This is a genomic window from Pedococcus sp. KACC 23699, from assembly GCF_045348425.1.
GTDB lineage: Bacteria > Actinomycetota > Actinomycetes > Actinomycetales > Dermatophilaceae > Pedococcus.
The window spans coordinates 2,877,411-2,889,816 of the sequence record NZ_CP157483.1 but is presented as its reverse complement, the minus strand read 5'-3'; the positions used below and the strand labels follow the sequence as shown (position 1 = coordinate 2,889,816).

Genomic DNA, 12,406 nt, shown 5'->3' with positions numbered 1-12,406 from the left:
GGCCGTCGAGCAGCAGATCGTGCCTGGCTCGCGTCAGCGGGCGGCAGAACCCTCGACGTAGTCGTTGTCGGAGTCCTTGATCCACGACATCAGCTTGCGCAGGTCCTTGCCGGTGGACTCGATCGGGTGCTGGGCACCCTTCTCGCGCAGGGCCTTGAACTCCGGGGCACCGGCGTCCTGGTCCTCGATGAAGCGCTTGGCGAACGCACCGTTCTTGATGTCGGCGAGGACGGCCGCCATGTTCTCCTTGACGCTGGGGTCGATGACCCGCGGCCCGGAGACGTAGTCGCCGTACTCCGCGGTGTCCGAGACCGACCAGCGCTGCTTGGCGATGCCACCCTCGACCATGAGGTCGACGATGAGCTTGAGCTCGTGCAGCACCTCGAAGTAGGCGATCTCCGGCTGGTAGCCCGCCTCGGTCAGGGTCTCGAAGCCGTACTGCACGAGCTGGCTCGCACCACCGCAGAGGACGGCCTGCTCACCGAACAGGTCGGTCTCGGTCTCCTCGGTGAAGGTGGTCCTGATGCCGCCGGCGCGCAGGCCACCGATGGCCTTGGCGTACGACTGGGCGATGTCCCAGGCGGAGCCGGACGGGTCCTGCTCGACCGCGAGGAGCACCGGCACGCCACGACCGTCGACGTACTCGCGACGCACGAGGTGGCCAGGGCCCTTGGGGGCGACCATGAGGACGTCGGACGTCGCCTCGGGCGTGATGTAGCCGAACCGGATGTTGAAGCCGTGCCCGAACAGCAGCGCGGCGCCCTCCTTGAGGTTGGGCTTGATGTCGTTCGCGTAGACCGTGCGCTGCACCTGGTCGGGCGTGAGGATGACGACGAGGTCAGCTTCCTTGACGGCCTCGGCCACGGTCTTGACGGTCAGACCCTCGGCCTCGGCCTTGGCCCGGCTCTTGCTGCCCTCGGCGAGACCGACACGGACGTCGACCCCCGAGTCACGCAGGTTGAGCGCGTGCGCGTGCCCTTGGCTGCCGTAGCCGATGACGGCCACCTTCTTGCCCTGGATCACACTCAGGTCAGCGTCGTCGTCGTAGAACATCTGGGCCACGGTGGCCACTCCTTCGGTTGGTGACTTGTCGGTCGGTGTCGGATGAGTTCGGTTGCAGGTCTTGGTGATTCAGCCAGTGGTCGCGTATGGCGCGTGCGCCACCGGAGGTGCGCGGGGTCAGGCGCTGCGCATGGCCCGGTCGGTGATCGAGCGCGAACCGCGCCCGATGGCCACCATGCCCGACTGCACGAGCTCCTTCACCCCGAAGGGTTCGAGGACCTCGAGGAACGCGGCGAGCTTGTCGCGGTTGCCGGTGACCTCGATGGTCAGGGTGTCGCTGGCCACGTCCACGACCTTGGCACGGAACAGCTGCACCGTCTCCAGGACGTGGCTGCGGCTGTGCAGGTCGGTGCGGACCTTGACGAGCAGGATCTCTCGCTGGACCGACGCGGTCGGCTCGAGCTCGACGACCTTGAGCACCTCGACCAGCTTGTTGAGCTGCTTGGTCACCTGCTCGAGCGGGAGGGCCTCGACGTCGACGACCACGGTCATGCGCGAGATCTCGGGGTGCTCGGTCGGGCCGACGGCGAGCGAGTCGATGTTGAAGCCCCGGCGCGAGAACAGTGCGGCGATGCGGGCGAGCACGCCGGGCTTGTTCTCGACGAGGACCGAGAGGGTGTGCTTGCTCATGGCGCTCACTTCCCTTCCGCGTTGTCAGAGTCGTTGGCACCCTCGGAGTTGGCGGCGCCCTCGGGCTGGGCCGTCGCCTCGTCCTCTTCGCGGTCCCACTGCGGTGCGGTGTCCTTGGCGACCTGGATCGCGTCGTTGCTCACTCCCGCCGGCACCATCGGCCACACCATGGCGTCGCGGTGGACCACGAAGTCGACGACGACGGGACGGTCGTTGATCTCCATGGCCGCCTTGATGGTCGCGTCGATGTCCTCGGGACGCTCGCACCGCAGGCCCGCGCAGCCGTAGGCGTCCGCCAGCTTGACGAAGTCGGGGATGCGGCTGCCGACCGAAGTGTGCAGGTCGGTGTTGGAGTAGCGCTGGTCGTAGAACAACGACTGCCACTGGCGCACCATGCCGAGGCTGCTGTTGTTGATGATCGCGACCTTGATCGGGATGTTGTTGATGACGCAGGTCGCGAGCTCCTGGTTGGTCATCTGGAAGCAGCCGTCGCCGTCGATGGCCCACACCGTGCGCTCCGGCTGGCCGACCTTGGCCCCCATCGCAGCGGGCACGGCATACCCCATCGTGCCGAGGCCACCGGAGTTGAGCCACGCGTTCGGGCGCTCGTACTGCACGAACTGTGCCGCCCACATCTGGTGCTGGCCGACCCCGGCGACGTACACGGACTCCGGTCCGCTGATCGCCCCGATGCGCTCGATGACGTGTTGCGGGGCAACGCTCTGCTCACCCTCGGGTGTGGTGTAGCCGAGCGGGAAGGCGGCCTTCCACCCAGCCGTCTGGTCGCGCCAGGCGGCGTAGTCCCCGGCGACACCAGCCGTGACGTCGGCGGCCACCGCCTTGTGCAGGTCGCCGATGACCTCGAGGACGTCACCCACGATCGGCACGTCCGCGACACGGTTCTTGGAGATCTCCGCGGGGTCGATGTCGGCGTGGATCACCTTGGCACCCGGGGCGAACGTCGACAGCTGGCCCGTCACCCGGTCGTCGAACCGGGCGCCCAAGGTGATGAGCAGGTCCGACTTCTGCAGGGCCGTGACCGCGGCGACCGAGCCGTGCATGCCCGGCATGCCCAGGTGCAGGGGGTGGCTGTCGGCGACGGCGCCACGGGCCATCAACGTCGTCACGACGGGGATCTGCGTGAGCTCGACGAACTCGCGCAGGGCGTCGGACGCGTTGCCCCGGATGACGCCCCCGCCGACGTAGAACACCGGCCGCTCGGCCGCGGCGATCAGGCGGGCGGCCTCGCGGATCTGCTTGGCGTGCGGACGCGCCACCGGACGGTAGCCCGGCAGGTCGAACTTCGGCGGCCAGCTGAAGGTGGTGCGGGCCTGGAGTGCGTCCTTGGAGATGTCGACGAGCACCGGTCCGGGTCGGCCCGTCGAGGCGATGTGGAAGGCCTCGGCGATGACGCGCGGGATCTGCGACGCGTCGGTGACGAGGTAGTTGTGCTTGGTGATCGGCATGGTGATGCCGCGGATGTCGGCCTCCTGGAAGGCATCCGTGCCGATCGACGCCGAGCTCACCTGACCGGTGATGGCGACGATCGGGACCGAGTCCATGTAGGCGTCGGCGATCGCGGTGACGAGGTTGGTGGCGCCGGGACCCGAGGTGGCCATGCAGACCCCGACCTTGCCGGTCGCGCTCGCGTAGCCCTCGGCGGCATGGCCGGCGCCCTGCTCGTGACGGACGAGGATGTGGCGGACCTTGACCGAGTCGAGCAGCGGGTCGTAGGCGGGCAGGATCGCCCCGCCCGGGATGCCGAACACCGTGTCGACGTCCATGGCCTCGAGGGAGAGCACGAGGCTCTGGGCCCCGGTGACCTCGGTGGGCGTCTTCGCCCGGGCCTCCTGCTGTGCCTGCTTGGCCTTCTGGGCCACCTGGGACGGGCTGGGGGCCGGCGTCGTCCTCGTGTCGCTCACGTCTCTACCGCTTTCGGTCTCGGTTCTCGCTGGGGCTGCTCGCAAGTGCGCTCACACCGGATCTGCTCACAAAAAAACCCTCCAGTCCCGGTGCGGGACAACGGAGGGCAGCGCGCTGGCTCTGATCGGTCAGGGCCTGCGCGCTAGGGAAGTACGAGAATTCGTGCCACACGTGCACTCTCCCCCGCGCGCCCTGCAGTGTCAACGAGCGAGACAACCGGTCTCGCGATACGGACCTGTCGTCTCAGTCACAGGACTGCGCTGCGCTGCGCCACGCCCGCCGTCGGCAGCGGGCGTGGCGCGGCGAGACAGCGTCAGCCGCAGACGGCGCCGCCGCTCGCGCTGCCCACGAGCTTGCGGTACTTGGCCAGGACCCCGCGCGGGTACTTGGCGGCCGGCGGCTCGAATCCCTCCGCCCGGCGGGCCAGCTCGGCCTCGTCGACGTGCACGTCGAGACGGCCGTTGGCCACGTCGAGGGTGATCGTGTCGCCGTCCCGGACGAACGCGATCGGCCCGCCGTCCACGGCCTCAGGTGCCACGTGGCCGACGCACAGGCCAGTCGTGCCCCCGGAGAAGCGGCCGTCGGTGAGCAGCAGCACGTCCTTGCCGAGACCCGCCCCCTTGATGGCTCCGGTGACGGCCAGCATCTCCCGCATACCCGGCCCACCCTTGGGGCCCTCGTACCGGATGACGACGACGTCACCGGCCTTGAGCGTGCCCTTCTCGACGGCGTCCATGGCCGAGCGCTCGCCGTCGAACACGCGGGCGGTGCCCTCGAACACGTCCGAGTCGAAGCCGGCCGACTTCACCACGGCACCCTCGGGGGCGAGCGACCCCTTGAGGATGGTGATGCCACCGGTCTTGTGGATCGGCTCCTTCATGGCGCGCACGACCTTGCCGTCGACGTCCGGCGGCGCGATGTCCGCGAGGTTCTCGGCCATCGTCTTGCCGGTGACGGTCAGGCAGTCGCCATGCAGCAGACCGGCGTCGAGCAGCGCGCGCATGACGACCGGCACTCCCCCGACCCGGTCGATGTCGGTCATGACGAACTGACCGAAGGGCTTCACGTCCGCCAGGTGGGGCACCGTGGAACCGATGCGCTCGAAGTCGTCGAGGGTCAGGTCGACCTCGGCCTCGTTGGCGATCGCGAGCAGGTGCAGGACGGCGTTGGTGGAGCCGCCGAACGCCATGACGACGGCGATGGCGTTCTCGAAGGCCTCTTTGGTCATGATGTCGCGGGCGGTGATGCCGCGGCGCAGGAGCTCGACCACCGCCTCGCCGGACTTGCGGGCGAACCCGTCCCGACGCCGGTCGGTCGCCGGCGGCGCGGCCGAGCCGGGGAGCGACATCCCGATCGCCTCGGCGACCGACGCCATCGTGTTGGCGGTGTACATGCCGCCACAGGCACCCTCGCCGGGGCAGATCGCCCGCTCGATGGCATCGACGTCCGCGCGCGACATGAGGCCGGCGGCACAGGCACCGACGGCTTCGAAGGCGTCGATGATGGTCACGGTCTTCTCGGAGCCGTCGGAGAGCTTGGCGATGCCCGGAAGGATGGACCCGGCGTAGAGGAAGACCGAGCTGAGGTCGAGGCGGGCCGCGGCCATGAGCATGCCCGGCAGCGACTTGTCGCAGCCCGCGAGCAGGACCGAGCCGTCGAGGCGCTCAGCATTCATCACCGTCTCAACAGAATCCGCGATGATCTCGCGACTCACCAACGAGAAGTGCATCCCCTCGTGGCCCATGGAGATGCCGTCGCTGACGGAGATCGTGCCGAACTCGAGCGGGTAGCCGCCTGCGGAGTGCACGCCGTCCTTGACCGCCTTCGCGAGCCGGTCGAGGGACAGGTTGCAGGGGGTGATCTCGTTCCAGGAGCTGGCCACCCCGATCTGCGGCTTCACCCAGTCGTCATCCCCCATGCCCACCGCGCGGAGCATGCCGCGGGCCGCGGTCTTCTCGATCCCGTCGGTGACGTCGCGGCTGCGCGGCTTGATGTCGACGCCGGTGGTGGTGGGCTCGGTGGTCGTCATGTCGGCAGTCTAGGACCGTGGTCCAACACGTGGGACGCGGGTCTCACGTGGCGAATCAGCCTCGGGCGACATGACACCGATCGAGCTCTGCCGCGCCGAAACCCAGGCCATGCCAGGGGCCCGAGTAGCGCAGCACCGCCACGGTGGAGGTGGGGAACCCGGCAGCCAGGCAGTCGTGGGCCTGGAGCGAGCCGTTGCCCTCCGCGAGCCCGCTCGCGAGCGCCGCCATGGTCGGGTTGTGGCCGACGACCAGCACGACCTGCGCCTCGTCGTCGGCCTCCCTCACCGTGCGCAGGACCGCGTCCGACCCGCCGGTGTAGACGGCATCGTCGTACGTCACCGTCTCGCCACACGCTCCGCCGCTCTCGGCCTCCGCCCAGGTCTGGCGGGTCCTTGCCGCGGGCGAGCACAGCACGAGCTCCGGTCCGAGCCCGTGCTCGTGGAGCCAGGCACCGGCGGCGCGGGCGTCTCGGCGTCCTCGAGCCGTGAGCTCGCGGTCTCGGTCGGCCTTGCCGAGACCCTCTTCGGCCTTGGCGTGCCGGAAGAGGATCAGGACCTTGTCATCGCTGGCCAGGGTCATAGTCCGAGCATGGCCCTGTCCGACGCGAACGGCCAGTCTTGACCACCGGGCCCACCCCTCGACGACCACGTCTCGAGAACAACCTCTCGACGACCACCTCAGAGCGCCAGCTCCGGCTTGATCCGCAGCGCGGACCAGCGCCCCGCCTTGCGGGCCGCCCACGTCGAGACGAGGAAGGCCCCGACGAACCAGGCGCCGAGGACGGCGAGGTCGAGGGCGAGCGGCGCCAGCGACCCGCCGTACATGAGACGACGGGCGCCGTCGACGGCGTAGGACATCGGCAGCACGCGGTGCAGCGGGTGCAGCGGCTCCGGGAGCGTCTGCCACGGGAACGTGCCGCCGGCGCTGACCAGCTGCACCACCATCAGCACGAGACCGAGGAACTTGCCCGGCGCCCCGAACCTCGCAGCCAGGGCGTGCAGCACCATGACGAACGTCGCCGAGACCGCGGCCATGAAGCCGAGCAGCGCGATCGGGTGCTCGGCGTCGATGCCGACCCCGAGCATGACGATCGCGTAGACGAGGACCGCCTGCACCAGCCCGAGCAGCGCGGGTGCCAGCCATCCCCCGAGGGCAGTGCGCCAGCTCGGCTGACCGGTCGCCAGGGCCCGCGACGACAGCGGGGTGAGGAGCAGGAAGAGGACGTAGGCACCGATCCACAGCGACAGGCTGAGGAAGAACGGGGCGAGCCCTGCGCCATAGCTCGTCGCGGAGGCCAGCGAGCTCGCCTGCACCCCGACGGGGTTGCCCAGGGTCTGGGCCACGGCCTTGCGCTGGTCTGCACTCGGGTCGGGGATGGACTTGAGCCCCTTGGCCAGGCCGTCGTGCAGCTTCGTGGCGCCGTCCGAGAGCTGCCCCATCCCGGCGGAGAGGTGGTCCGCACCCGTCTTGAGCCGGGAGGTTCCGTCGACGGCGTCCTGCTGCCCCGCTGCCAGTCGCGCGGCCCCGTCGGCCAACGACCTGTTCCCGGCTGCGAGGTCGTTCGCACCGGAGGCGAGCGTGGTACTGCCGGTGGCCGCGTCATGGATGCCGTTGTGAAGCGGGCCGGCCGCGGCGGCGAGCCGGTCGGCTCCGTCGGCGACCTGCCCAGCCCCCGCGGCCAGCTGGTCGAGCTGGCCCGAGGCCGCCTGCACCTGCGTGTTGGCCTCGTCGACCGGTCCGCTGAGCCGCGTCGTCGCGTCGAGGACCGTCTGCACCTGCTCTGCGGTGAAACCCGCGGCCCTGAGGCGGTCGGCGAGGTCACCCTGCGAGGACGTCATGGTGGTCACGAGGTCCTGGGACGCCGTCGCGACCCGCTGTCCGGCCGCCGCGACCTTCGCGTTGCCGGCGGCGACCTGGTGGGCGCCGTCCGCGAGCTTGCGGGTGTCAGCCGGCAGGCTCCGCGTCCGGTCGTCGAGCGCCCCCAGCCCCGAACTGAGCCTGGCGGCACCCGAGGAGAGTCGGTCCGCGCCCGACGCGGCCTTCGTCGCGCCCGACGAGAGCTCTTTCGAGCCGGCGAGCAGCTGCCGCTGTCCGGTGACGAGTCGGCCCGCACCGTCGGCGAGCTGCTGTGCGCCGGTGTCGGCATCGGCCAGGCCCTTGGCGATCCGGTCGGCGCCGTCGACGGCGTCGGAGACCTTGTCGTGGATCGTGCCGAACCCCACGAGCAGCTGGTTGGCCGCAGTCGAGCTCACCTGCGAGGCAACGCTCTTCGTGACCTGGGCGACGACCTGGTTGGCGATAGTCCGAGCGAGGTAGTTGTTGGCGTCGTTGGTGAGCACCTGGAGCTGGGCCTGCTTGGGGGTGAACTCGGCACTCGACGCGAGGTCGGTCGAGAAGGACCTGGGGACGACGAGGGCGAAGTCGTACTTCCCGTCCTCGACGCCGGCGTCGGCACGGGCGCGCGAGACGCGGTGCCAGTCGAAGCTGTGGGAGTCCACGAGCTCGCTGGCCACCCGGTCGCCGACCTCCAGACGTTCACCGTTGGCGAGCGTGGTGCCGGCGTCCTCGACGACGACTGCGGCGGGCACCCGGTCGAGGCTGCCGTAGGGGTCCTTGTTGGCGTAGAGGTAGAGGCCGCCGTAGAGGGTGGGGACGAGGACCAGCGCGGCCAACGCGGCCCGGGGAAGGCGTCCGGCGGTGACTCGACGCAGCTCGGTCAGGGCGAGGCGGAGCGCGGTCATCGATCCACCCCCAGCTCGAAGGTGGCCGGGAGGGCGAGCAGGCGAGCCGTCGCGTGGGTGACCTGGACGACCACGGTCAGGCCCGTCGCGGCGAGCTGCTCCGCCGCGGCATACCAACCGGTCGGGTCACCCCCGAACCGGTCCGGCGCGGCGACGACGAGCACCCGGGTGGCGGCGCGGGTCGCGGCGGCGTGCATGAGCAGGACGGTGCGGGTGGACGCCGGGAGGGTCTCGAAGCGATCGCGCGCCGCGTCCACGCCGTGCCCGGCGAGGAAAGCACGGGTGGCTGCTCGGCTGGCCGGTCGACCCGCCAGGGCGAGCTGCTCGGCGACCGCGGACCGGACGCTGACGGCGTCCTCCGGCGCGGTCACGTCGGGGACGTCGACCAGCGTGACGTGGCGGCGGCGCAGGTCCTCGTTCGGATCGCCGTCCAACGCGACCTCCCCCTGGGCGAGGGGCACCCTGCCGCCCAGCGCGAGCGCGAGGGCGACGTGGCCGTACCCGGGGTCGCCCGCGACCAGCGTGACGTGGCCGGGGTGGGCCGCCAGGGTCGTGGGCAGCAGCAACGGGCCGTGCAGACCCGCGACGCTGACGCTGTGGGCGGTGAGTTCCATGCGATCTACCTGTCCGGCGGCCACGGAGAACCGGGGTCGCCCTTCGATACACAAACGTATTCAATACAGGAGTGTATTCTCTGCACCATGCCCAGTTCCACTCCAGCCGCTGTGAGCCCCACCATGCCCCCGCCCCGGCGCACTGCGCGCCGCGAAGCCACTCGGGCCCGGTTGCTGGCAGCGGCGGAGGAGGTCTTCGCCGAGCGAGGTTTCAACGGCGCGAGCGTCGAGGACATCTGCGAGCAGGCCGGCTTCACCCGGGGTGCCTTCTACTCCAACTTCGAGTCCAAGGACGAGCTCGTCCTCGAGCTGTATGCCGCGCACGCCCGGCAGCTGCGCGAACGCATCGCCGCGGTCGCCGAACGGCCCGGCCTCTCCCTCGAGCAGGTCCTCGAAGGAGTCTTCGAGGTGTGGACCGACGAGCCGGAGGCCCGGCGACGCTGGCACCTGCTCACCAGCGAGCTCGCCCTGTACGCCCTGCGCGATGATGCCGCGCGCACGGCGTGGGCCTCCCTGCAGGAGAACATCCGCGAGGAGCTGGTCGTCGTCGTCGACCGGATCGCCGACGCCCAGGGCCTGCATCCCGTGCTGTCCTCGGGCGATCTCGTCCGCCTGATCAGCATCGTCTTCCAAGGCGGTCTCGGCCAGCACCTCCTGGACCCGGCCGCCGTCCCGGCGGGGTCCCTCGAGCGCAGGTTCCTCCCGCTGCTCCTGAGTGCGGCCACCGACCGGGCCGTCTCGCCGGGCGCCCCCACACCGGACCGCTAGCCTCGCCCCCATGGACCAGGCGAGCTCGATCCTCGACGTACCGGCAGCCACCCCGACCGACCGGGTCTGGCTCGACGAGGCGATCCGCCGCCTTCAGGCAGATGCCAACCGCAGCGCCGACACCCACCTCGTGCACGTGCCCGTCCCGGGCCTGCCGGACGTCGACGTCTACCTCAAGGACGAGTCCACCCATCCCACCGGAAGCCTCAAGCACCGGCTCGCCCGCTCGCTGTTCCTCTACGCGCTCTGCAACGGCGAGCTCCGGCAGGGCACCACGGTCATCGAGGCGTCCAGCGGCTCCACTGCCGTGAGCGAGGCGTACTTCGCCCGCATGCTCGAGCTCCCGTTCATCGCCGTCATGGCCCGCACCACGAGTGCGGAGAAGATCGCCCTCATCGAGCGGGAGGGCGGCAGCTGCCACCTCGTCGACGACGCGGGTGAGGTCTACGACGTGGCCCGTCGGCTCGCCGCCGAGCGGGGCGGCCACTACCTCGACCAGTTCACCTACGCCGAGCGGGCCACCGACTGGCGTGGCAACAACAACATCGCCGAGTCGGTGTTCGAGCAGATGGCTCTCGAGCGGCACCCGGTTCCCCGTTGGGTCGTCGTCGGGGCGGGCACCGGCGGCACGAGCGCGACCATCGGCCGCTACGTCCGCTACCGCGGCCTCGCCAGTCAGGTCTGTGTCGTCGACCCCGAGCACTCGGCCTTCCTGCCCGCTTTCCGCGGCGACCGGTCCGGCGTGGCCGCCGCCTGCGGTTCGCGCATCGAGGGCATCGGTCGTCCCCGGGTCGAGCCGAGCTTCGTGCCGACCGTCGTGGACCGCATGCTCGGGGTGCCGGACGCGGCGTCGGTCGCGGCCATGCGCTTCCTCACCGAACGCACCGGCCGCCGTGCCGGCGCCTCCACCGGCACCAACCTGTACGGCGCGCTGCGGCTCGCCTGCGAGCTCACCGAACGCGGGGAGAGCGGCAGCATCGTCTCCCTCCTGTGCGACGGCGCCGAACGGTATGCCGCGACGTACAACGACGACGCCTGGCTCGCCTCACGCGGTCTGGACCTTGCGCCATACAGCGAGGTTCTCCAGCGGGCGTGGGACGACGGGGTCTGGACCGGCTGAGCCTTCCCGCGCGCGGTCAGCCGCCCGAGACCGCGTTGATGACGTGGACCGTCGCCTGTGGTCCGACCTGCGTCTGCACGCCCTCGGCCCGCTTGGCGTCCTCCCCGTCGACGAAGACGTTGACGTGCCGGCGGATCTGGCCACGCTCGTCGCGGATGCGGGACGCGAGGACCGGCCACGGCGCGAAGGCGGCGTCGAGGACCTGCGACAGCGGTGCGGGCCCGGCGAGCTCGACGGGCAGCTCCGCAGCCCCGTCCGCAAGGTCACGCAGCAGCCCGGGCAGCACCACCCTCGCCGTCACGGAAGGGTCACCGCGCGGACGCAGAGGACGTCCGGCAGCTGCTCGGCGATGCGCGTGAACGAGTCGCCGCCGTCCAGGGTGGCGTAGACCTCGCCGTTGCGGGTGCCTACGTAGAGCCCCGGCTCCTCATGGGTGTCGGTGCCGGCGGCGTCGCGAAGGACGTTGGTGTAGCTGGGCCTCGGGAGTCCTGCGTCCTGCCTGCGCCAGGTCGCACCGGCGTCGTCGGTGCGTTGCAGCTGCAAGGTGGCACCCGGTGGGATGCGCTCGCCGTCGGACGCGATGGGCACGAGCCACAGGCTGTCACCCCGGGTCGGGTGGGCGACCGCGGTCATGCCGAAGTTGGTCGGGAGGCCGGCCTCGATCGAGGTCCACGTGACGCCGTCGTCGTCGGAGCGGTAGACGCCCTTGTGGTTCTGGGCGTAGAGCCGCGTCGGGGTGGCGCTGTCGCGGGCGACCTTGTGGACGCACTGTCCGAACTCGGGCCACTCGTCGTGGGGCTGGAAGTAGGCGTGGATGCCGGTGTTGCCCGGCGACCAGGACCGACCACCGTCACGGGTGTTGTAGACCCCACCGGTGCTCATGGCGACGAGCATCGAGTCGGCGTCGACCGGGCTCGGCAGCACGGTGTGGATCGCACCGCCGCCGAACCCCTCTCCCCACTCGGGCCGGTGCGGGTGCTCCCAGAGGCCGCGGTTGAGCTCGAAGGTCTCGCCCCCGTCGTCGCTGCGCCACAGGCCCTGCGGCTCGGTCCCCGCCCACACCACCTGCGGGTCGTGCGGGTCGGCGACGAGCTGCCAGGTGGCCTTGAGGGCGGTGTCGGTGTCCTCAGGGAACCGGATCGACCCCTCGGGGTGCTCGACCCACGTGGCGCCGAGGTCGTCGGAGTGCTGCAGCGACGGGCCCCAGTGCGACGAACGGAACCCCACGACGACCCTGGGGGTCTCCCGGCGGGTGTCGAACAGCAGGGACAGCACCTCGCTCATGAGGAAGTGGGGGCCTTCGACGGCCCAGGTCCGGCGGTCCTCGCTACGGGCGAGCCACAGCCCCTTGCGCGTCCCGATACCGACGATGGTCTCGCTCATGGGACCCACCATGGCACCAACCACCGACGGAGGGCAGCCCTCTGCGCCCTTCTCTTGGAGAAGGGCGCAGAGGGCCCTGCGTCACCTGCGGTCCGCTGTCACCGCACGAAGGCCGCCAGCTGGTCCCGGACCGCG

The 12,406-nt window shown here is 70.7% G+C and carries 11 protein-coding genes; 2 read left to right on the top strand and 9 right to left on the bottom strand.

Annotated elements, in window-relative coordinates:
* Positions 1-33: 33 nt before the first annotated feature.
* The 7 genes from ilvC to ABEG17_RS13615 form a co-directional block, all read right to left on the bottom strand.
* Positions 34-1,062, bottom strand: a complete 1,029-nt coding sequence (gene ilvC, locus ABEG17_RS13645) for a ketol-acid reductoisomerase (RefSeq protein WP_406830022.1) — start codon at positions 1,060-1,062, stop codon at positions 34-36.
* Positions 1,063-1,179: 117 nt separating this feature from the next.
* Positions 1,180-1,692, bottom strand: coding sequence for an acetolactate synthase small subunit (gene ilvN / locus ABEG17_RS13640; RefSeq protein WP_406830021.1), 513 nt, complete (start codon positions 1,690-1,692; stop codon positions 1,180-1,182).
* Between the two features lie 5 nt (positions 1,693-1,697).
* The gene (locus ABEG17_RS13635; protein WP_406830020.1) at positions 1,698-3,614 is read right to left on the bottom strand and encodes an acetolactate synthase large subunit; all 1,917 of its coding nucleotides are present in this window, start codon (positions 3,612-3,614) and stop codon (positions 1,698-1,700) included.
* 314 nt (positions 3,615-3,928) lie between these two features.
* Entirely contained in the window at positions 3,929-5,644 is a 1,716-nt protein-coding gene (gene ilvD, locus ABEG17_RS13630) for a dihydroxy-acid dehydratase (RefSeq protein ID WP_406830019.1), read from the bottom strand.
* A gap of 55 nt (positions 5,645-5,699) precedes the next feature.
* Positions 5,700-6,224: a SixA phosphatase family protein gene (locus ABEG17_RS13625; RefSeq protein ID WP_406830018.1), complete on the bottom strand. Its 525-nt coding sequence runs from the start codon at positions 6,222-6,224 to the stop codon at positions 5,700-5,702.
* Between the two features lie 98 nt (positions 6,225-6,322).
* On the bottom strand, positions 6,323-8,386 hold the full coding sequence (locus ABEG17_RS13620) for a YhgE/Pip family protein (RefSeq protein WP_406830017.1): 2,064 nt from the start codon (positions 8,384-8,386) through the stop codon (positions 6,323-6,325).
* On the bottom strand, positions 8,383-9,000 hold the full coding sequence (locus tag ABEG17_RS13615; RefSeq protein ID WP_406830016.1) for a hypothetical protein: 618 nt from the start codon (positions 8,998-9,000) through the stop codon (positions 8,383-8,385). The genes ABEG17_RS13620 and ABEG17_RS13615 overlap by 4 nt, the downstream gene beginning before the upstream one ends.
* Positions 9,001-9,087: 87 nt before the next feature.
* Here ABEG17_RS13615 and ABEG17_RS13610 point away from each other — a divergent pair, with 87 nt between their 5' ends.
* Positions 9,088-9,768, top strand: a complete 681-nt coding sequence (locus ABEG17_RS13610; protein WP_406830015.1) for a TetR/AcrR family transcriptional regulator — start codon at positions 9,088-9,090, stop codon at positions 9,766-9,768.
* 10 nt (positions 9,769-9,778) lie between these two features.
* The gene (locus tag ABEG17_RS13605) at positions 9,779-10,888 is read left to right on the top strand and encodes a PLP-dependent cysteine synthase family protein (RefSeq protein ID WP_406830014.1); all 1,110 of its coding nucleotides are present in this window, start codon (positions 9,779-9,781) and stop codon (positions 10,886-10,888) included.
* A gap of 16 nt (positions 10,889-10,904) precedes the next feature.
* Here the strand turns inward: ABEG17_RS13605 and ABEG17_RS13600 are convergent, their stop codons facing one another.
* The gene (locus tag ABEG17_RS13600; protein WP_406830013.1) at positions 10,905-11,189 is read right to left on the bottom strand and encodes a MoaD/ThiS family protein; all 285 of its coding nucleotides are present in this window, start codon (positions 11,187-11,189) and stop codon (positions 10,905-10,907) included.
* Positions 11,186-12,271, bottom strand: a complete 1,086-nt coding sequence (locus ABEG17_RS13595; protein ID WP_406830012.1) for a WD40/YVTN/BNR-like repeat-containing protein — start codon at positions 12,269-12,271, stop codon at positions 11,186-11,188. Before ABEG17_RS13595 ends, ABEG17_RS13600 begins: the two co-directional genes overlap by 4 nt.
* Between the last annotated feature and the right edge of the window lie 135 nt (positions 12,272-12,406).